The 19473-nt window shown below is 61.2% G+C and carries 17 protein-coding genes and 1 pseudogene; 8 read left to right on the top strand and 10 right to left on the bottom strand.

What is annotated here, in order from left to right; translation table 11 throughout:
• From pntA to IEX85_RS17760, 7 genes and pseudogenes are all read right to left on the bottom strand, one after another.
• A pseudogene (gene pntA, locus IEX85_RS17790) lies at nt 1–330 on the bottom strand (Re/Si-specific NAD(P)(+) transhydrogenase subunit alpha); the annotation flags it as partial.
• 861 nt (nt 331–1191) lie between these two features.
• Nucleotides 1192–2037, bottom strand: a complete 846-nt coding sequence (locus tag IEX85_RS17785) for a class III extradiol dioxygenase family protein (RefSeq protein ID WP_188861957.1) — start codon at nt 2035–2037, stop codon at nt 1192–1194.
• Nucleotides 2030–2398: a protocatechuate 3,4-dioxygenase gene (locus IEX85_RS17780; RefSeq protein ID WP_188861956.1), complete on the bottom strand. Its 369-nt coding sequence runs from the start codon at nt 2396–2398 to the stop codon at nt 2030–2032. The genes IEX85_RS17785 and IEX85_RS17780 overlap by 8 nt, the downstream gene beginning before the upstream one ends.
• Before the next feature lie 154 nt (nt 2399–2552).
• The gene (locus IEX85_RS17775) at nt 2553–3428 is read right to left on the bottom strand and encodes an amidohydrolase family protein (RefSeq protein ID WP_229721993.1); all 876 of its coding nucleotides are present in this window, start codon (nt 3426–3428) and stop codon (nt 2553–2555) included.
• A 17-nt stretch (nt 3429–3445) separates the two neighbouring features.
• On the bottom strand, nt 3446–4510 hold the full coding sequence (locus IEX85_RS17770) for a 4-oxalomesaconate tautomerase (RefSeq protein WP_188861955.1): 1065 nt from the start codon (nt 4508–4510) through the stop codon (nt 3446–3448).
• The gene (locus IEX85_RS17765) at nt 4503–5180 is read right to left on the bottom strand and encodes a 4-carboxy-4-hydroxy-2-oxoadipate aldolase/oxaloacetate decarboxylase (protein ID WP_188861954.1); all 678 of its coding nucleotides are present in this window, start codon (nt 5178–5180) and stop codon (nt 4503–4505) included. The genes IEX85_RS17770 and IEX85_RS17765 overlap by 8 nt, the downstream gene beginning before the upstream one ends.
• Nucleotides 5181–5199: 19 nt before the next feature.
• Entirely contained in the window at nt 5200–6213 is a 1014-nt protein-coding gene (locus tag IEX85_RS17760) for an amidohydrolase family protein (RefSeq protein WP_188861953.1), read from the bottom strand.
• A gap of 231 nt (nt 6214–6444) precedes the next feature.
• Here IEX85_RS17760 and IEX85_RS17755 point away from each other — a divergent pair, with 231 nt between their 5' ends.
• The 5 genes from IEX85_RS17755 to IEX85_RS17735 all read left to right on the top strand — a co-directional run bounded on the left by IEX85_RS17755 (nt 6445) and on the right by IEX85_RS17735 (nt 11539).
• A complete protein-coding gene (locus IEX85_RS17755) occupies nt 6445–7668 on the top strand; it encodes a LysR family transcriptional regulator (RefSeq protein ID WP_188861952.1) in 1224 nt (407 codons plus the stop codon).
• Between the two features lie 123 nt (nt 7669–7791).
• A complete protein-coding gene (locus IEX85_RS17750) occupies nt 7792–8697 on the top strand; it encodes an NAD(P)-dependent oxidoreductase (RefSeq protein ID WP_188861951.1) in 906 nt (301 codons plus the stop codon).
• A 40-nt stretch (nt 8698–8737) separates the two neighbouring features.
• Nucleotides 8738–9688: a Gfo/Idh/MocA family oxidoreductase gene (locus IEX85_RS17745; protein ID WP_188861950.1), complete on the top strand. Its 951-nt coding sequence runs from the start codon at nt 8738–8740 to the stop codon at nt 9686–9688.
• 98 nt (nt 9689–9786) lie between these two features.
• Nucleotides 9787–10779 (top strand): aldo/keto reductase, encoded by a 993-nt coding sequence (locus tag IEX85_RS17740; protein ID WP_188861949.1) that lies wholly within the window; start codon nt 9787–9789, stop codon nt 10777–10779.
• Nucleotides 10780–10987: 208 nt separating this feature from the next.
• Nucleotides 10988–11539, top strand: coding sequence for a cyclic nucleotide-binding domain-containing protein (locus tag IEX85_RS17735; protein ID WP_188861948.1), 552 nt, complete (start codon nt 10988–10990; stop codon nt 11537–11539).
• A 223-nt stretch (nt 11540–11762) separates the two neighbouring features.
• Here the strand turns inward: IEX85_RS17735 and IEX85_RS17730 are convergent, their stop codons facing one another.
• Nucleotides 11763–13604: a bifunctional sugar phosphate isomerase/epimerase/4-hydroxyphenylpyruvate dioxygenase family protein gene (locus IEX85_RS17730; RefSeq protein WP_188861947.1), complete on the bottom strand. Its 1842-nt coding sequence runs from the start codon at nt 13602–13604 to the stop codon at nt 11763–11765.
• Nucleotides 13605–13842: 238 nt separating this feature from the next.
• Between IEX85_RS17730 and pcaQ the strand changes: the two genes are divergently transcribed.
• Together pcaQ and IEX85_RS17720 are read left to right on the top strand one after the other, a co-directional pair.
• Nucleotides 13843–14766, top strand: coding sequence for a pca operon transcription factor PcaQ (gene pcaQ, locus IEX85_RS17725; RefSeq protein WP_188861946.1), 924 nt, complete (start codon nt 13843–13845; stop codon nt 14764–14766).
• A gap of 145 nt (nt 14767–14911) precedes the next feature.
• Nucleotides 14912–15847 (top strand): AEC family transporter, encoded by a 936-nt coding sequence (locus IEX85_RS17720; protein WP_188861945.1) that lies wholly within the window; start codon nt 14912–14914, stop codon nt 15845–15847.
• Nucleotides 15848–16129: 282 nt separating this feature from the next.
• Here the strand turns inward: IEX85_RS17720 and IEX85_RS17715 are convergent, their stop codons facing one another.
• The gene (locus IEX85_RS17715) at nt 16130–16795 is read right to left on the bottom strand and encodes a GntR family transcriptional regulator (RefSeq protein WP_188861944.1); all 666 of its coding nucleotides are present in this window, start codon (nt 16793–16795) and stop codon (nt 16130–16132) included.
• A gap of 121 nt (nt 16796–16916) precedes the next feature.
• Nucleotides 16917–17771 carry a shikimate dehydrogenase family protein gene (locus IEX85_RS17710; RefSeq protein ID WP_188861943.1) on the bottom strand — a complete coding sequence of 285 codons (855 nt, stop codon included), beginning with the start codon at nt 17769–17771 and terminating at the stop codon, nt 16917–16919.
• A 658-nt stretch (nt 17772–18429) separates the two neighbouring features.
• Between IEX85_RS17710 and IEX85_RS17705 the strand changes: the two genes are divergently transcribed.
• Nucleotides 18430–19443, top strand: coding sequence for a DctP family TRAP transporter solute-binding subunit (locus tag IEX85_RS17705; RefSeq protein WP_229721992.1), 1014 nt, complete (start codon nt 18430–18432; stop codon nt 19441–19443).
• Nucleotides 19444–19473: the final 30 nt, after the last annotated feature.

The following is a 19473-nucleotide window of genomic DNA, read 5'->3' as shown; positions in this document are numbered from 1 at the left end:
GAGCATCTCCGGGTTCTGCGCCGGATACAGGAAGCTGATCAGGGTCTGGCCCTTGCCCATCAGTTCGACGCCGTAGAAGCCGAGCTCCGGGTGCGGGCTCGGCGGGCGCACCTTCATCACGATGTCGGACGAATGCCACAGCTCTTTCGGGTCCTCGACGACCTCGACGCCAGCGGCGCGGTACTGATCATCATCGAAGCTGGCTTCGAGGCCAGCACCGGATTCGATAGCGAGGCTGAAGCCGAGCTTCTGCAGCTGAGTCGCGACTTCCGGGGTTAACGCGACGCGCTTTTCCCCTTCGTCGATCTCCTTCGGGACGCCTATTCGCATCGTAGTCTCTCCAAATACCAAAGGTTTTAATTAAATTTCTCGTGACGGGGTTCAAACACCCTGGTCACGCTTTGAATTTTTGCTGCAGTCCACCGACGGGCAGTCATTCAGAATGCGCCCGATTATGCCGTGCACAGCCTGTCCGGGGGTGGTCAAATGCGACACCCAGATGTCTTTTGACAAAGAAACGGACGTCCGGAACAGCCGTGGCCTGCGTTTAGTTCGACTTAATGTATGTGTTTCAAATGTTGCCGTCGAGGGGTCAAAGGGACAATTTTTTGACATTTTTGGACAGGCCCTTATAGATATACTGAATAATTTATAGCTCCGATAACCTTTAACTTTTATAAAAAAGTGGCAAAAGAACGCCTTTTTATAAAAATTCATTAATAGAATCGATAACCTGAACCTTTTGTATAAAACTTGATTTACTTTATTGCCCAGACGGTCAGCAAAGGCAAAAAACGTCCCTAATTGAAGCGTACAAAAATGACGATTCAGCGGAACCTGAAGGCAAGGAAGATGCTGGAGAGGCAGAACGGCGCAAGCCTGCGAGGGCCGACCGTCGGGCATCCGGCTGCCGCCGCCGGGTGCGAAGGGGTGGAGTATTGGCTCAGCAGCTGCTGCTGAGCGCCGACGCCGGTGTCGATATTCGAGACCGGTGCCAGGGTGCCAGGCAGGAGCGATGCTCTTCGCGCACGTTGCCGAGCAGGCAGCCCCGCATCGCCAGCCGCATGCTCAACTCGCAACCTGCATCCGAAGGCTGGCTCGATCGGCTCGAGAAAAGACAGAAAAAATAAAGCGGTGCCCTTTCGGGCACCGCTTTGCGCTTTTTGCACACCCCCGATTGGGGAGTCCGGCTCAGTCCTGCGGAATCAGCAGCTGCACGCCAACGCCGGTATTGGAGATCGGCGATACGTAATTACGCAGGCGCTCTTCTGGCACACCTTCGCCCAGCGCACCGCGCATGGCCAGCCACATGGCCAGTTCCACCATCTGCGCGCCGCCTTTTTCGATCAGCTCAACGTTGCTGAATTTGCACAGCTCCTGGGGATCGGAAACCAGCTTGTCCATGCAGTAGTTGTCGAATTCAGCATTGAGAATACCTGCTCGCGGACCATCCAACTGGTGAGACAGACCACCGGTACCCAGCAGCACCACCTTGGCATCCTGATCCCAGCAACGAATGGCATCACCAATGGCCTTACCGAAGGCGTAGCTGCGGCTTGGCTTGGGCATCGGGTGACGTTCACAGTTGATCGCCACCGGAATCACCTTGATACCCTGGTAGTTGTGGTTTGGCCACAGCAGGGTCATGGGCACGGTGGCGCCGTGATCCACCTTGATGTCCTGACACACGGTCGGATCAAAGTCGTTCTCGATCAGATGATTGACGATGTGCCAGCTCAGTTCGGTTTCACCGGTCAGAGGCGGGATGGGCTTGATGCCCCAGCCCTCATCGGCGTTTTCGTACTGCGGCGCACAGCCAATCGCAAACGTCGGCTTCTTGTCGAGCCACATTTCCAGACCGTGGTCGTTGTAGAACAGCACGGCGATATCCGGCTTCTCTTCGTTCAGCCACTCGCGAATGGGCGGGTAGGTCGCGAACAGGTCACGGTAATACGGCGTGTCTTCCAGCCCCTTGTCGATCGCAACACCGATGGCGGGAATGTGAGACGTGGTAATACCACCGATTACTTTAGCCATTGGTTGTTTTCCCCCTGCCCTGACTCTCGAGATATGCCTGGAACTCTTCGGTGGTGCGGCCGGACTGCATGCCTCCGATCACCTGCATGTTCCAGCCGAAGATACCGGCCAGTTTCGCCATGTAGTAGATGCTGCCACCCAGTTCGAGCAGCTTGTTCAGATCCTTGTCGCGCAGAGCCTGCTTGAACTCCTCAGAGAGCTTGAACCGCTCCATGTAGGCTTCCGGATCTGCCAGAAATGCCTGACGCGCCTCTTCGTTGTTGAACGAGAAACACATCTTGTTGAAGTTGAAACCCTTGGTCGCCTGGGCACCATCGAAATGAATGGTGCCTTCAACCGGCCTCATTTTGTAATCAGTCATGGTTGTACCCTCCTGCTGGGGGATGCGTCTGCCTGGTTTTGCGCGCCCGAGTCGGCTGACGCCGGATCAGACCGCTATGACGCCTAATATGTGCAAACGCCCGGGATGACCCGGGCGAGCGTTCGCGGCCGGCCAAGCCGCCGGTCGATAAACCTCAACGTTCCCAGTACAACCGCATCGGGTTGTCGACCAGCAGCTTCTGCTGCAGCTCTGCGGTCGGCGCGATCTGCGGGATCACATCCACCAGCTTGCCGTCGTCCGGTGCGTGCGACTTCATGTTGGGGTGCGGCCAGTCGGTACCCCATAGCACGCGGTCAGGGAACTGCTCGACCAGGGCCCTGGCGAACGGCACCACATCGCTGTAATCCGGCGGCGTCAGCGTCAGCCGCTCCGGGCAGGACACCTTGGTCCAGATCTTGTCGTTGTCGCGCATCAGCTGTATGAAACGCTGGAAATCGGGATGATCGACACCATTGGCGACGTCCGGACGACCCATATGGTCGACAACGATGGTGGTGTTCAGTTCGTTGAGGAACGGAATCAGGTCTTCCAGATCCGGTGCCTCGAAGTACACCACGATGTGCCAGCCCAGCGGCTTGATCTTCTCGGCGACCGACAGGAACACCTCTTTGGGTGTGGAGTCGACCAGACGCTTGACGAAGTTGAAGCGCACGCCGCGCACGCCAGCCCTGTCCATCGCCTCCAGCTCTTCGACGGTAATCGCCGGATCGACGACGGCAACGCCGCGGGCCAGCTCGCCGGCGGTTTCCAGCGCGTCGATCAGCGCCGCGTTGTCGGTGCCGTGACAGGACGCCTGAACGATGACGTTGCGCTCGAAACCGAGGTAGTCACGCAGTTCGAAGAGTTTTTCCTTGGGCGCGTCACAGGGGGTGTACTTGCGCTTGGGGTGGTACGGGAACTTGTCCGCCGGACCGAACACGTGGCAGTGCGCATCGACCGCACCGGCCGGCGCCTTGAAAGCCGGCTTGCTGGGGTTCGGGTGAAACGGAAGGTAATCGGGATCCATCATGATGCTGCCCCACTCTCTCAGTTGTTATGGGCGAAAACTTCGCCATCGAACAGTTTGCGCGCGGTACGCAGAAGCGCCGCAGGCCCGAGGTTGCCGGCCTCGTCGATATCCAGTATCACGGTCATTTCACCGATCGGATGCTCCACCGCCAGCGACTTGCGGTTGCCCTCGGGCACGCTGGCGACTTCCGCAGCCGGCGACCCCGGCAGCACCGCCGCGGTGGCGACACTGACCGCGCCGAGCACGCCGATCGACGCATGGCAACGATGCGGAATGAAGGTCCGGGTCGACAACGCCCCGCCGCGGGTGGCGGCGCTGACCATTGTCATCTTCGGTACCGACTTGTCCTTGACGTCGCCAAGGTTCATCAACGGGCCGGCCTGAAGGCGGATCGACTCGAGCCTGGCGCGCAGTGCATCGTTGGCTTCGAGCTCTTCGCGCGATTCCTGGCCGCTGATGCCCATATCGGCCGCACGCAGGATGACCACCGGCATGCCGTTGTCGATCAGCGTGACCTCGATACCGTCGATGACATCGACGGTATTGCCGGACGGCAGCAAGGCGCCGCAGCTCGATCCTGCGGTATCGGCGAAGGTGATCGGCAGCGGCGCGCACTGGCCGGGTACGCCATCGATGCGGGCATCGCCGACATAGCTGACCTGGCCGCCCGGTGTCGAAACCCGCGCAATCGCGATCTGGCCGGTGTTTTCCATGAAGATGCGCACTTCGGTTTCACCGTCTTGCGCCGCGACCAGGCCGCGCTCGATGGCGAAGGGGCCGACACCTGCGAGGATATTGCCGCAGTTCTGGGCATCGGTGACGATTGCCTGATCGACGAACACCTGCAGGAACAGGTAGTCGACATCGGCGTCGTCGCGCTCGGAGCGCTTCACCACCGCGACCTTGGAGGTCAGCGGGTCGGCGCCGCCCATGCCGTCGATCTGGCGCTCGTCCGGCGATCCCATCACGCGCAGCAGCACCGCATCGCGCTCGGCCGCATCGGCCGGCAGGTCATCGGCGAGGAAGTACCCCCCTTTGGAGGTACCGCCCCGCATCCACATGCAGCGGATGCCGTCAGACATATTTCAGGCCCTTCTCTTTCAGGCGCGGGCGCATGTCATAGATGTCCAGGCCCAGTTCGCCGTTGGCCAGACGCACGCGCTTGGCTTCTTCACGCGCCATGCGCTCGCGGGATTCTTTCAGCACCTCGGCCGCATGCTCGCGACGCACCACCACGACGCCGTCATCGTCGGCGACGATGATATCGCCCGGATTGACCAGAGCGTCGGCGCAGACCACCGGTACGTTGACCGAGCCCAGGGTTTCCTTGATGGTGCCTTCGGCGAACACCGCCTTGGACCAGACCGGAAAATCCATCTGACGCAGGTCGCGGGTATCGCGCACGCCGCCGTCGATGATCAGGCCAACCACCCCGCGCGCCTGGGCGGACGTCGCCAGCAGGTCACCGAAGAAGCCGTGCACCGACGGCGAAGTCGGCGCGAACACCAGCATGTCGCCCGGTTTGCACTGTTCGATCGCGACATGCATCATCCAGTTGTCGCCGGCGGCGCCGGAGATGGTCAGCGCAGAGCCTGCGACGCACTTGTCCTGCTGAATGGGACGCATGTAATGCGCCAGCAGGCCGACGCGCCCCTGGGCTTCGTGGACGGTGGCGACACCGCACTCGGCCAGGCCGTCGATGATCGCCTGATCAGCGCGTTCGATGTTCTGTACAACTACATTCTGTCTCATGTCTCTGTATCCTCTCTGATCAGGCGGGGATCTGCAGGCGGCTGAACACGCGACGGGTGTTGTGCTCGAAGATGTCCTGCTTCTGTTCGGCGCTCAGCGCCTTGTTGCCGTCGATGTAGCGCTTGGTGTCATCGAAGTAGTGCCCGGTCTCCGGGTCGATGCCACGCACCGCGCCGATCATCTCGGACGCAAACAGGATGTTCTTGGTCGGGATGATGTCGAGCAGCAGATCGATACCGCGCTGGTGGTAGACGCAGGTGTCGAAATAGACGTTGTTCAGCACCCGCTCTTCGAGATCAAAGCCCTGATCCAGCGCCAGACCGCGGAACCGGCCCCAGTGGTAGGGCACCGCGCCGCCACCGTGCGGGATGATGATCTTCAGTTCCGGGAAGTCCTTGAACACGTCGGACATCATCAGCTGCTGGAAACCGGTGGTGTCGGCGCCGAGGTAGTGCGATCCGGTGGTGTGGAAGCAGTCGTTGCAGGACGCGCTGACATGGACCATGGCCGGGATATCGTACTCGACCATTTTCTCGTAGATCGGGTAGAAGTCGCGGTGCGCCAGCGACGAGCCGTTCCAGTGACCGCCGCTCGGATCGGGGTTCAGGTTGATGCCGATGAAACCCATCTGTTCCACGGTACGGATGATTTCCGGCACCGACTTGGCGGGGTCCACGCCGGGGGACTGCGGCAGCTGCGCAACCGGTACGAAGTTGTTCGGAAAGAGGTCGCAGACGCGGCGGATCAGGTCATTCTGATGTTCGGTCCAGAACTGGCTGGTATATTCATTTCCGATATGATGTCCCATCCAGCTGGCACGCGGCGAGAAGATGGTGAGGTCGGTGCCGCGCTCCTGCTGCAGGCGCAGCTGGTTGTTCACGATGCTCTCGCGAATTTCGTCGTCGCTGATGCTGATAGTGCCCTTTTCACCGACGTAGGCAGGATCCTTGGCGACCGCCTCTTTCTGCTTTTCCCGGTACTCGCCTACCTGCGGCGGCGTGGTGGTGTAATGGCCATGACAATCGATGATCATTGCGGGTCTCTCTTTTTTGGGGTCGGTCTGAATCGCACCCGGCCACAGCAGCCAACTTAAGCCCTGGGCGCGACGCTCGGAAACTGCGCGAGGCGCACCGGCAGCGCCGGCGCTTCCCGTCGATGCCATACAGTATTGACCCGGCAGCCCCTGGGTGACCATTTCAATTTGCCCGCATTGATATTAAATTTTGATATAGCACCTGAATTTCAACAGAGCGCCAATAACCCCATGAGCATCCCCATTCCCAACCTGAGACACCTGCGCGTGTATCTCGAGGTGGCCGAGTGCAAGAGCATCAGCAAGGCCGCGCCGCGGGTTTTCCTGTCGCAGCCGGCCATCACCCAGGCGATTGCAAAACTGGAATCCCTGCTGGAGTCGGAGCTGTTCGAACGCCATTCCGACGGCATGTTTCCCACCCGGTCCGGCAAGGTCTGGCACAACCGTGTCCGGCGCTGCATGGACTACATCGAACGTGGCATCCGCGAAGCCCTGAAAAACCGTGCCGGCAGCCGGCCGGTGCCGGCGGCACAGATCATGCCGCTGCTCACCACTACCCAGCTCAAGGCACTGGTGGCGGTCAGCGAAGCGCAGAACTTCACCATCGCCAGCCGCAACCTCGGCGTCTCGCAATCGTCGCTGCACCGCGCCGCACGGGAGCTCGAGCAACAGCTGGCAGTAACGCTGTTCGAGAAGACCAGCACCGGCATCAACACCACCAAGCCCTGTCAGGCACTGGCGCGGGCCGTCAAACTCGGCTTCGCCGAGATCCGCCAGGGCTATTACGAGATCAGCGCGCTGCGCTCGCGAGAGGTGGGCAAGATCGTCCTTGGAAGCATGCCGCTGGCCCGAACCTCCATTCTGCCCGACGTGCTCATTCGATTCTGCGCCGCCCACCCGGATATCGGAATCAATGTCGTCGATGCGCCCTACAACGACCTGCTGCAGCATCTGCGCCACGGCGACCTCGACTTTCTCGTCGGCGCGCTGCGCTTCCCGCCGCCTGCCGACGATATCGTGCAGGAGGAACTGCTGGCGCCTCCGCTGGCGATCGTCGCACGCAAGGGCCACCCGCTGGCGTCCGCCAGACATCTGGATATCGAAACACTGGCCGGGTATTCATGGGTGGTTCCCTCGAGCGGTACGCCGACGCGCGCCTTCTTCGACTCGCTGTTCGTCGACAAGGGGCTGCCGACGCCCCACCGGCTGGTGGAAACCAGTTCGCAAATACTTATCCGCGAACTACTGCGTGGCAGCGACCGGCTGACGCTGGTTTCAACCCACCAGATCGAACACGAACTGCGACTGGGCATGCTCTGCGTGCTCCCCTTCGCCCTGAGTCATACACGACGCCCTATCGGTATCACCTTGCGCCAGAACTGGCAGCCCACCCCTTCCCAAAAGGAGTTCCTGGAAATGCTGCGCGCTGCGGCCAGCCGCTACGCCGAGCATTGATAGCAAAGCGCGCTATGCAAAAATTGAATACCTGAAAACCAGATTTAATTATTCAGCTCCCCACCCCGGTGCTAGATTGACTTCAGACTGACAAGCCACCGAACGCCAGCCGGAGCGACCTCAATGCCCTCGACAGCCCCCCAACGCCTTGCATTTATCGGTTTCGGCGAAGCCGCCAGCGCGATTGCAGCGGGGCTGAGCGAAGCGCACACAGGCATCGAAATGCGCGCCTTCGACATCAAATCCGACAGCGACGACGACGCCATTCGCGAGCAGTTGCTGACAGACTGCAATGCCGCCGGCGCCACCGCCTGTGCCACCCTCGCCGAGGCAATCGATGGCGCCGAACTGATCTTTTCGCTGGTGACCGCCGACCAGGCGGCCGCTGCGGCGCGCAGCGCGGCCCCGCTGCTGGCCCCCGGGCAGCAGTATCTCGACTGCAATTCCTGCTCACCGGGCTGCAAGGCGGACTCGGCCCGGCTCATCGCAGCGACAGGCGCCTGTTACGGCGATGTCGCGGTGATGGCGCCGATCCACCCTGCCCGGCAGCGCACACCACTGCTCGTCGCCGGCGAACAGGCGGCGCAACAGCAGGCGCTGCTTGAAGGGCTCGGCATGAACGCCAAGCTGATGCCGGGCGCCGTTGGCGCGGCATCGACGGTCAAGATGCTGCGCAGCATCATGATCAAGGGCATGGAAGCGCTCAGCGCCGAGTGCTTTCTGGCGGCCCGCCGCGCCGGCGTCGAGGAGAATATACTGGCATCGCTGGACAAGAGCTTTCCCGGCTTTGACTGGTACCCACGCGCCGGCTACAACCTCGAGCGCATGCGGCGTCATGGCATTCGTCGCGCCGCCGAAATGCAGGAAGTGACCGCAACCCTGACCGAACTCGGCATGGCCAACGACATGGCCCGCGCCACCACCGCCTGGCAACAGCGCATCGGCGACATGCAGCTGGATGACAGCAGCACCGACCTGATCCTGCAGGCCGACACCATCCTGGAACGCCTTGGCGGGCGCTCCGGCTGAACCGTACAAGACGAACCCGACCAAGTTGAGGAGAAATCTGATGAGAATCTGTATCGCAGGCGCTTCGGGCGCCTTTGGCATGAAGCACATGGATGCCATCGCCGCTATCGACGGCGCCGAAGTCACCTCCGTTGTCGGCACCAAGGAAGACGTGATTCGCGCCTTTGCCGAAGAACGCGGCGTCGGCCACTATTGCACCGACCTGGCCGAAGCCCTGGCGCGTGACGACGTCGATGCGGTCATCCTGGCCACCCCGACCCAGCTGCACGCCTCCCAGGCCATCCAGTGCCTGGAAGCCGGCAAGCACGTGCAGGTCGAAATTCCCATGGCGGACAACGTCGAGGACGCGCGCAAACTGGTCGAGACCCAGAAGCGCACCGGCCTGGTCGCCATGGCAGGCCATACCCGCCGCTTCAACCCCAGCCACCAGTGGATCCATAACAAGGTCATGGCCGGCGAGCTTAAAGTGCAGCAGATGGACGTACAGACCTACTTCTTCCGCCGCACCAACAAGAACGCCCTGGGCCAGGCGCGCTCCTGGACCGACCACCTGCTGTGGCACCACGCCTGCCACACCGTCGACCTGTTCCAGTACCAGACCGGCGAAACCGCCAGCAAGGTTCAGGCGCTGGAAGGACCGGTCCACCCGGAGCTGGGCATCGCCATGGACATGAGCATCGGCATGAAGGTACCGAGCGGCGCCATCTGCACCCTGTCGCTGTCGTTCAACAATGACGGCCCGCTGGGCACCTTCTTCCGCTACATCTGCGACAACGGCACCTATATCGCCCGTTATGACGATCTGGTCGACGGTCACGAGAACAAGATCGACCTCAGCGGCGTTGCCGTATCCAACAACGGTATCGAGCTGCAGGATCGCGAGTTCATCGCCGCCATCCGCGAAGGCCGCGAGCCCAATGCCAGCGTTGCCCAGTGCCTGCCGGCAATGGAGACCCTGCACCGTCTGGAGCAGTGCCTGCAGGAAGGTTGATTGGTTGGTGACGCGTGATAGGTGACGGGTGACTTGTCACGCATCACCTGCCAGGCGTCGCCGCAACAGGCCTCACCATTCAACAAAGGTCCCAACCGATGCAGATTGACAACCCCTACTTCTCAAGCCCTGGTATCGGCCTGGGCTGCATGAACCTCTCCCACGCCTACGGCTCGCCACTGTCGCAGCCGGACGCCGCCGCGGCGCTGAGCGCGGCTTTCGACATGGGTTACCGCCACTTCGATACCGCCACTCTCTACGGCGGCGGCGCCAACGAAACCCTGGTCGGCAAGGTGCTGAAAGACAAGCGCCAGCAGCTGTTTCTGGCCAGCAAGTGCGGCATGGCGATCGGTCAGGAGAGCGGCAAGAAAGAAATCGACGGCCGCCCCGAAACGCTCAGAAGCCAGTGCGAAGCCAGCCTGCGCCGGCTGCAGACAGACTCGATCGATCTTTATTATCTGCACCGTCTCGATCCGCAGGTGCCGATCGAGGACAGCGTCGGCGCCCTGTCGCGCCTGGTCGAGGAAGGCAAGATCGGCGCCATCGGCCTGTCGGAAGTGTCGGCCGCGACCCTGACCCGGGCCCAGGCGGTTCACCCGATCGCCGCGGTCCAGTCCGAGTATTCACTCTGGACCCGCAACCCCGAGATCGCCATTCTCGACGCCTGCCGCGAGTCCAACACCGCACTGGTGGCGTTCAGCCCGCTGGCACGGGGCTACCTGAGCGCGACGCTGACGGATATCGCCAGCCTCGAACCCAAGGATATCCGCAACAACATGCCGCGCTTCAACGCCGAGCACTATCCGAAGAACCTGGCGCTGCTGGACGACTACGTGGCCATCGCACGGGACGCCGGCTGTACGCCATCCCAGCTTGCGCTGGCCTGGCTGCGCAGCAAGGGCGACTTCGTGGTCCCGATTCCGGGCACCCGCCTGATCGACCACATGCATGAAAACCTGGAAGCGGACCAGGTTCGCCTGGAGACCGGCGTCATCGCCCGGGTCGAGGCGCTGATCAACCAGAACACGGTTTCCGGGCCCCGCTACAGCGCCGCCCAGCAGGTCGAAATCGACACCGAAGAGTTCGCCTGAGAAGCCGGCTGCACGGACGTCCTGCCGCAACGGCGGGACGTTCACTTCCTGAGTGCCCCGCTCCCGATCCCGCTCGACGTTTCCCGTCACAACAATCGCCACAACAGCCATAATCAGGCTATTGTTAAAGTGGTAATCAAGGGTTTTCGGGATTTACCGGAAACCGTTTGCCGGTCGCCTGCTGTTACGCTTCACCCCGATGCACGATATGCCCAAGACAAGCGGTCGGCAACAGCAGACCACCAAACCGGGACAAGACAAGAAGAGCGACAACGTGGAACCGCTATCCCAAAGTGTAATAGGCGAGCAACTGCATCCCGACTGGCTGCAGAGCGGCTCTATCTTCGGCGCCATATCCCAGGGCGCGATCGCCTTTCTGCTGGAAAATGGCAAGATATTCCGGGTGGGCGAAGGCGAGGAAATATTCGCCTACGGCGACCCCGGCGACAGCTTCTTCATCGTCTGCCAGGGAGCGGTCGATTTCTACAAGCAACACCAGGGCGACTATGCCTACACCCGCACCGCGCTGCCCGGCGGCGAAGTCGGCTTCGTCGCGATGATCGCGCTACACGAGCATGTTGGCAGAGCGGTGGCTCGCGAAGACAGCATCGTGCTCGAGATAACCTCCGCCCTCTTTGCCGAACTGCATGAAAAGCACCCGTTCGACTTCGGCATCATGACGCTGAACCTGGCCCGGGATCTGGCCCGGGTGGTACGCAAGCTGAGCAATATTCTCGTCGAGAACTCGATAAGGCATTGAAGGTTCCCGGCGAGGGCGCCGGTCCTACAACACCCATTTCCGGCGTGGCGCCGCTCCTACAGCCCTCGTGGGAGCGACGCCCCATCGCGAATTCTACCGACCTATCCGTGCGACACCCGCTCCCGGCGTGGCGCCGGTCCTACAGCCCTCGTGGGAGCGACGCCCCGTCGCGAATTCTACCGGCCTATCTGTGCGGCGCCCGTTCCCGGCGAGAGCACCGGTCCTACAAATCGCCCTCACGGCGGTACTCACGCGCCTGTGCGGCCAGACGGATATGGGCATTGGCTTCGCCATAGCGACCATAATCGCCGACACGCTGCACCACCTCGAAGAAGACGCCGTGTACCTCGCGGGTATAGAAGTTGAAGAACTCGCCGTCTTCGTTGCGATCGTAGAGCACGTTCAGGCGCTGCAGACGCTCGAGAAGCTCGGGCGCCAGCGCGAAGCGGGCATCGAGGTCGCGGTAGTAGTTGTCGGGTATCGGCAGCATATTGTCGGCGCCGACCGCCTCGGCGGCGGCGAAAATATCATCGCAACCGAAGGCGATCTGCTGCACTCCCGAGCCCTTCGACTTGCTGATAAAGCGCTGTGCCGACGCTTCGCGGGCCGCGGTCATATTGATCGGAATGCGTACCCGGCCATTGGGACTGACCGCAACGCGGCTGACCACCAGGCCATAGATATCCGGAAGATCGGTACTGGCTTCGATATCGAAGCCGAACAGCGACTTGTAGAAGAACGCCGCGGAAAGAAAATCGGTATTGGATACGGTCTGGCCAACATGGTCGATGCACTTAAGGCCTGCATCCGGCGACGCCGACGGTTCGGTCGGCACGAAGTCGATGTCGAAAAAGCGGAACCTGCCGCGCCGCTCGACAAAATAGACCAGGCTGTCACCGATGCCGCGGATAGCCGGAATATTCAGCTCGCCGGGGCCCGCCTGGTTGGCGAAGCGGCTGCTGCGGTAGCGTTCGGTCCGGTCCAGCGTCTGCGCCAGGTCTGTGGTGGCGAATGCCAGCGCGCAAACCGAAACGCCATGGGACTGGTAATGCTCGTGGGCCTGACTTTGCGGCTCGCGGTTCAGCACCAGATTGATATCGCCCTGGCGCATAAGACTGACATTCTTGGAGCGGTGCCGGTGGGTTTCCCGGAAGCCGAGTCGCTGCAGCAGGCCGATCAGCTCCTCGCCGCTGTCGCCCTCGACGGCGAACTCGATGAATTCGACGTCGGTGATTTCAGGCGCCTCCGACTGCTGCCGGGTCTGATCGTCCAGCCAGATCAGCGAACGCATGCCGTCGACCGCCTTCTCCAGCGGTGACGATGACCGGAATTCGTCGTTGAAGATCTCGTGCGACAGATAATCCTTGAAGCCCTTGTCCTTGAGACACTGCACGAACTCCACCACCGGCAGGTCGCCCTGGCCGGGGAAGCAGCGGAAGTGGCGGCTGTAGTGCAGCACCTCCATCTGCAGACGCGGCGCATCGGCCACCTGCACCAGCGCGATCTTCTCGATCGGGATCTCGTTGCGAAGACAGTCCAGCGTATTGCCGCGGGCGAACATATGAAAGCTGTCCAGCACGATGCCGAGATTGTCGTGATCGGCGCGCCGGACAATATCCCAGGCGACATCGTAGTCCGCCACATAGCGGCCCCAGGCCAGCGCCTCGTAGCCCAGCATGAAGCCCTCGCCCCGCGCCAGCTCCGCCAGCTCATTGAGATCCGCCGCCGCCCGCGCACGATCGTCGATCACATGCGGCGAGACATTGCTGCAGATCAGCATGCGCTTCGTGCCGAGCTCGTGCATCAGTTCGAATTTACGCTGCGCACGGTAGAAGTTCTGCTTGCGCCAGGGCTCCGGCATCGCCTCGAAATCCCGGAAGGGTTGCAGCGCGATGATTTCGAGCCCGAGATCCTCCGCCATGCGGCGCACCTGGGCCGGCGTGCCGTCGAACTGGGTCAGATCGTTTTCGAAGATTTCGATACCGTCGAACCCGGCCCTCGCCGCAGCCAGTAGCTTTTCGCGCAGGGTTCCGGAGATGGTGACCGTGGCCAGTGCCGTTTTCATGTGCTGCATCCCATTGTTGCTTGTTGCATCGCGCCGGCGCTCGAACCGAGCCGCCAAGGCACACTAAACCTAGACTAGGGCATTAACATTAGACCCGCTGACGGCGAGTTGGAAATGAATATTGGAGGCGTTTATATATCGTTAGCAATATACTATCCGATATCAAAGGCTTATAATTTATCGAATTGGTTATGCGATCAACGTTGCAGAAAGTACCCTTTATTTATTGGAACACCCCATGCTAGAGAATCGCATCAAATACCGCCATCTACAGTGTTTCCTGGAAGTCGCGCGCCAGGGCAGCGTCGGGCGCGCCGCGGATATGCTGGCGCTGACACAACCGGCGGTCTCGAAGAAACTCAAGGAACTGGAGGAGATGCTGGGCGTCCGCCTGCTCGAGCGCAGCAAGAAAGGCGTGGAACTGACCCAGTTCGGCGAGGTGTTTCTCAAGTACGCCAGCGCCAGTGTCGCGGCATTGCGCGAAGGCGCCGACAGCATTGCCCAGGCCCGCCAGAAGGGCAAGACCCGCCTTAGCGTCGGCGTACTGCCAACTGTCGCAACCAGCATCATGCCCCATGCGGTCAAGTCGTTGTACGACAGCGACCTGGGGGTGACCCTCAACCTGGTTTCGGGCCCGAACAGCCAGCTTCTCAACCAGCTGCGCGTCGGCGCCCTGGACCTGGTGGTAGGCCGCCTCGGCGCGGTCGATCTGATGTCCGGCCTGGCGTTCCAATACCTGTTTTCCGAGCGCGTCGCCTTCGTGGTTCGCAATCGACATCCACTGGCACGCGATGGCGCCCTCAACATTGCCGCGATCAGCGACTACACCATGCTGCGCCCGTCACCCGAGTCGGCGGTAGCGCCGGCCATCGAGCGACTGCTGCTGGCCCTGGGCACCGCCACACCGAAGGATTCCGTCGAAACCATCTCCGACTCCTTCGGCAAGGAATATATCCGCCAGACCGACGCCATCTGGCTCATCTCCCGCGGCGTCGTGGCGCATGAGCTGTCGACCGGTGAATTCGTCGAACTGCCCATCGACACCGTCGACACCCAGGGCCCCGTCGGGCTGACCACCCGCGCCGATGCCACGCCGACCCCGATGCTGCAACTGCTGATGAACGCAATCCGCGAAGCCGCCGATCACCACGGCATGTCATAGGAAAAGCGATATAACACCCGGGGGAAAAGTCAATTTACATCCCTGCCCGGGGCTTCAGAATAGCGATACGGAACAGTCCAGCTGCGGTGCTGTTGCCTTCCCCGGCCCGAGCTGCAGGCCGCCAGACGAATCACGGAGAGAAAAGATGCTCGAGGTCCTGACCACGACGGCCCCCATTTTCCTGCTCATCGCCCTCGGTTTCACGGCGGTCAAAACCGCGCTGATGCCTCAGGAAGCGATCCCGGGCCTCGGCCACTTCGTGTTGTATTTCGCCCTCCCGGCCCTGATCATCAGCACCCTGGGGAAAATGGAATTCGCCAGCGTTATCGATCCGGCCTACATGCTGGTCTACGGCAGCGCCTCGATCATCGCCCTGGTGCTCGGCATCCTGATCAGCAAGCATTTGCTGCACGACAACCTGACCGGCAGCGGGGTCAAGGCCCTCGGCATGTCGATCTCCAACAGCGCCTTCTTCGGCTATCCGGTGCTGTTGCTCACGTTCGAGCATCCTCCGACCAACGCCTTCGCGATGTGCCTGATCATCGAAAACATGATCGTCGTGCCGCTGGCGCTGGTCACGATCGAGTACAGCATCGGCCGCAGCAACGGAATGTCTCTCGCCGAGGCCTGGAAGGGCGTCCTTGTCCGGGTAATCCGAAATCCGCTGATCATCGCCATCGCCGCCGGCATCACGCTGTCGGCGCTGGAACTGCAACTGCCGGGCCCGGTGGAGCAGAGCCTGGAGATGCTGGCGCGCACTTCGGCGAGCATCGCGCTGTTCGTGGTAGGCGGCTCGCTGGTGAGCAGCCGCCTGCGCGGCAACCTGACCGAAATCGGCACAGTTGCGGCCGGCAAGCTGATCCTGCACCCGCTTCTCGTCGCACTGATGGTCATGCTGGTGCCCGGCATGGACCCCCAGCTCAAAGCGGCCGCCATCCTGATGGCGTCCATGCCGATGATGAGCGTCTACCCGATCGTTGGCGGGAATTACGGATACCGGGAGCTCTGTTCCAGCATCCTGCTGGCCACCACGGTGCTGTCCTTCATCGCCATCAGCGTAACCCTGGCGCTGGTGCTTTAGAACATGACGACGCGTCGCGCTGACTGATACCCCGCGGATTCAACGGGGGAAGAGACGCAGTGTGCACATCGCTTCGAGGCGCCGGATATGTGGCACGTTTCGTTTCACTCAAGGTGCCCTACCGAGTTCCCCGCTTGCCACAGAGAATACCTATCAGCTCTCGGGACTCTTTTTAACGTAGGGCGCACTGAGCGGAGCGAACTGCGCCGGAGTTGTGGCACGCTCGAACTCCTCAAGGCGCCCTGCCGGGCTCCCCGCTTGCCACGCTCGACAGGCGGCCGATCAGAGCGGCATATCGCGCCCGTTGCCGATATGCTCGACAAGCAAGGCCTCGGCGCCCGACTGATCGTCCTTCATTATCAGATCAAGCAGCTGCTGATGGTCATTGATGCTGTCGCGACCGCGGAACGGCCGTTTGGGCAACGCCAGCACCTGATAGCGCATGAACAGCTCGATGACCGAGGCGTGGTAGCGCATCAGCTGTTTCGAGCCGCAGTTCGAGACGATCGTCATGTGGAACTCGCGGTCGGCCTTTTCCCAGTCCTGCGCGTGGGCCACTTCGTCTTCCATCATCAGCCGCTCCATGCAGGTCAGGCGGTAATGCGCACTGAGTAGACGGGACTTCCAGTCCATGCTGCTGGCGCTGTTGGCCATCGATTTGCGCAGCCCCAGCGTTTCGAGAACAACCCGCAACTCCACCAGCTCCGCCAGATCATCCTTCGATACCGGTATCACGCGAAACCCCTTCTGATCTTCGAAGGAGACGAAGCCATCGGACACCAGGCGCATCAGCGTCTCGCGCAGGGTATTGACGCTGGCGCCGTAGCGGGTGCGCAACTCGTTGAGCTTGAGCTTCTGTCCCGGCTGCAGATGACCGGCGACGATATCGTTGCGAAGGCTTTCGTACGCGGTCTGGCCGACCAGCTTGCGGTCTATGGCGGTATTCATGACGGGACTCTGAAATATAGGCTTATTCGTAATTCACCCAATGTTACACCAACAGGCAGACAGGGTGATATGCATCACGGGTGACAGGTGACGCGTTACGCGCCACCCTTTCACTTCTATCTCAGTCGACCAGATCGCTGCTGATCGCAAACTCCTGCTTGAAGCGCGTCACCACCGGTGCCGGATCCTCGACCTTGATACCGGTGAAGATCTCGAAAGCGTCGAGCCCCTGGTAAATGAACAGATCGAAGCCTGAGACAATGCGCAGGCCCTGCGCATGCGCCCGGATCAGAAATTCGGTGTCGAGCGGTGTATAAACCGCGTCGAAGGCCCAGCGCTGACCACCGATCAGATCAGCCGGAACGGGACTGCCCGGCGTCTTGTAATGACCGACCGGGGTGCAGTTCACCAGCCCGTCGGCAACCCGGGCCGCCGCCTCGAACCCCGCGCGATCGACAGCACTGGCGTTAAAGCCGGTGGCGGTCAGGGCGTCGGCCAGCGACTGCGCGCTGCCCTGATCGAGATCGAAGATCTTCACCTCGCTGGCCCCGAGCTCGAACAGCGCGAAGGCAATTGCCCGCCCCACTCCGCCGGCACCGACGAGCAAAACAGAACCCGCCGGCAGATCCCCGACCCGCCCCCGGTATCCGCGGATAAAGCCGGTGTAATCGGTGTTGAAAGCACTTACCGAGCCGTCGAATGCCAGCGTATTGGTTGAGCCGACCATCGACACCGCCCCGTTCACAGTGGAGGCATGGGCGACGGCGATCTGCTTGTACGGAAAGGTGACGTTGGTGCCGCGATAGCCCTGCTCACGCAACTGCGCCAGGGTCTCGGCGAAGGCTTTGGGACTGGCGTCCGCCGGTTCGTGCAGCTCGTAACTGAGCGGCAGGTCATAGATTTCACCCAGCATCCGGTGCAGGGAGGGAGCCCGGGATTGCTGGATCGACTGCCCGATGAGCCCTAGCTTGATCATTGTTGTTCTCCAGAAAAAGTGGGAACGACCCCGCCTTGCAACGCAAAAACGGGCCCGAAACCGGCAGCACCCGGGGAACCGCTCGGCCTTGAGGGGCAATGGGTGATGCGCGAAGTCTGACGGCATCTTATCCAGATCAATCTACAGTCGTCAATATATATGGTATTGACTAAAATATAGGTTATTTAATAGATAGACCCCTAATCGCCGGATTTCGTCACTTTTCCATCCGGCGACAAAGCGCCTGCTAAACTGAAACCCAGCGCCACAGCGGGATCCGAAATCTCCCGGAACCCAGACCGCCCTGCGCCTATGGGCATAAGTTTTATATCGAAACCGATATATAAAAGTACCAAAAGCTCATTTTCCATACCGAAAATATTGGTACAGAGTGTAATACCAGACAGGACTGATGCGACTGCTCTCGACAGGCACCGACCGCATTGAACCGCCAAAGCACCGGAAGCGAGCGCCCAAGCTGCCGCCGGTGCTTTGTTTTGCACGCAACAAAAAATATAGGTTATTTTTCTTTTAACCCAATAAGATTGACTCTAATCAATACCATTGCTAATCTCCCAGCATCGACCCGACTGTCGAAGCTGAGAACCAACAACAACCAACCAGCTGCGCGACCCCGTCGCCCGATGGAGATACAACAATGATGCGACCGACAACAAAAATCGCCCTGGCGCTCGCCACCACCGCACTCTGCCTGCAGGCGCAGGCCGCCGATATCGAACTTACTTTAGGACACGTCGACCCACAGGAGTGGACCACCTCGAAAAAAGGCGCCGCGGCCAAGGTCTTCAAGGATCTCGTCGAGGGTCAGAGCGGCGGTCGCATTGCCGTGAACGTCTACCCTGCCGGTCAGCTTGGTGGCGAGACCGACCTGCTCCAGTCCGCCCAGGATGGCACCCTGAGCATGGCAATGGTGTCGGGCCCCTTCGCCCAGCTGTGCCCGGAAGCTGCCGTACTCGACATTCCTTACCTGTTTCCGTCTGCGCCGATTGCCTGGGAAGTGCTCGACGGCCCCTTCGGCAAGGACCTGAGCCAGCACTGCCTGGAAAAAACCGGGCTGCGCACCCTGGCCTACGGTGAAACCGGCTTTCGTAACTTCACCAATTCCAAGCGCGCGGTTGCCGAACCCAAGGACCTGGAAGGCCTGAAGATCCGCGTCATGACCACGCCTCTGTTCGTGGAAATGGTCAAATCGCTGGGCGGCGAGCCGACCCCGATCTCCTGGCCGGAAGTCCCCTCTGCGCTGGCGACCGGCGTCGTCGACGGACAGGAAAACCCGATCAGCGTCATCTATAGCAACAAGTTCTACGAGATGCAGAAATACCTGACACTCGACGGACACGTATACGGCACCGACTTCCTGGTGATCAACGAGGACCTCTATCAGGGCCTCAGCGACGAAGACAAGCGCCTGGTCGAGAATGCCGCCAAGACCGCTGGCCTCGTGGGCCGTGCCATTCAGCAGGTGAACTCGGCCGAAGGCCTGTCGAAACTGGCCGAAGCCGGCATGGAGGTCACCACGCCGACACCGGAACAGCTCGGCAAATTCCAGGCCGCCGCACAGCCGGCCGTTGTCGAATGGCTCAAGGGTCAGCTGGATGCGACCTGGATAGACAAGGCACAGGACGCCGTCAAGACGGCGGCGGCGGACTAAAGCCCCCGCCACACTCAGCACGCGCCGGGA

Source organism: Marinobacterium nitratireducens, from assembly GCF_014645375.1.
GTDB lineage: Bacteria > Pseudomonadota > Gammaproteobacteria > Pseudomonadales > Balneatricaceae > Marinobacterium_A > Marinobacterium_A nitratireducens.
This window is presented reverse-complemented; position numbering and strand designations above follow the sequence as displayed.

Bases quoted from the DNA above. Each gene is read 5' to 3' on its own strand.
- IEX85_RS17730 (WP_188861947.1), bottom strand. From the start codon at position 13,604: ATGAAAACGGCACTGGCCACGGTCACCATCTCCGGAACCCTGCGCGAA.
- IEX85_RS17735 (WP_188861948.1), top strand. From the start codon at position 10,988: ATGCCCAAGACAAGCGGTCGGCAACAGCAGACCACCAAACCGGGACAA.
- IEX85_RS17715 (WP_188861944.1), bottom strand. From the start codon at position 16,795: ATGAATACCGCCATAGACCGCAAGCTGGTCGGCCAGACCGCGTACGAA.
- IEX85_RS17785 (WP_188861957.1), bottom strand. From the start codon at position 2,037: ATGGCTAAAGTAATCGGTGGTATTACCACGTCTCACATTCCCGCCATC.
- IEX85_RS17770 (WP_188861955.1), bottom strand. From the start codon at position 4,510: ATGTCTGACGGCATCCGCTGCATGTGGATGCGGGGCGGTACCTCCAAA.
- IEX85_RS17745 (WP_188861950.1), top strand. From the start codon at position 8,738: ATGAGAATCTGTATCGCAGGCGCTTCGGGCGCCTTTGGCATGAAGCAC.
- IEX85_RS17755 (WP_188861952.1), top strand. From the start codon at position 6,445: ATGAGCATCCCCATTCCCAACCTGAGACACCTGCGCGTGTATCTCGAG.
- IEX85_RS17710 (WP_188861943.1), bottom strand. From the start codon at position 17,771: ATGATCAAGCTAGGGCTCATCGGGCAGTCGATCCAGCAATCCCGGGCT.
- IEX85_RS17705 (WP_229721992.1), top strand. From the start codon at position 18,430: ATGATGCGACCGACAACAAAAATCGCCCTGGCGCTCGCCACCACCGCA.
- IEX85_RS17775 (WP_229721993.1), bottom strand. From the start codon at position 3,428: ATGATGGATCCCGATTACCTTCCGTTTCACCCGAACCCCAGCAAGCCG.
- IEX85_RS17740 (WP_188861949.1), top strand. From the start codon at position 9,787: ATGCAGATTGACAACCCCTACTTCTCAAGCCCTGGTATCGGCCTGGGC.
- IEX85_RS17720 (WP_188861945.1), top strand. From the start codon at position 14,912: ATGCTCGAGGTCCTGACCACGACGGCCCCCATTTTCCTGCTCATCGCC.
- pcaQ (WP_188861946.1), top strand. From the start codon at position 13,843: ATGCTAGAGAATCGCATCAAATACCGCCATCTACAGTGTTTCCTGGAA.
- IEX85_RS17760 (WP_188861953.1), bottom strand. From the start codon at position 6,213: ATGATCATCGATTGTCATGGCCATTACACCACCACGCCGCCGCAGGTA.
- IEX85_RS17780 (WP_188861956.1), bottom strand. From the start codon at position 2,398: ATGACTGATTACAAAATGAGGCCGGTTGAAGGCACCATTCATTTCGAT.
- IEX85_RS17765 (WP_188861954.1), bottom strand. From the start codon at position 5,180: ATGAGACAGAATGTAGTTGTACAGAACATCGAACGCGCTGATCAGGCG.
- IEX85_RS17750 (WP_188861951.1), top strand. From the start codon at position 7,792: ATGCCCTCGACAGCCCCCCAACGCCTTGCATTTATCGGTTTCGGCGAA.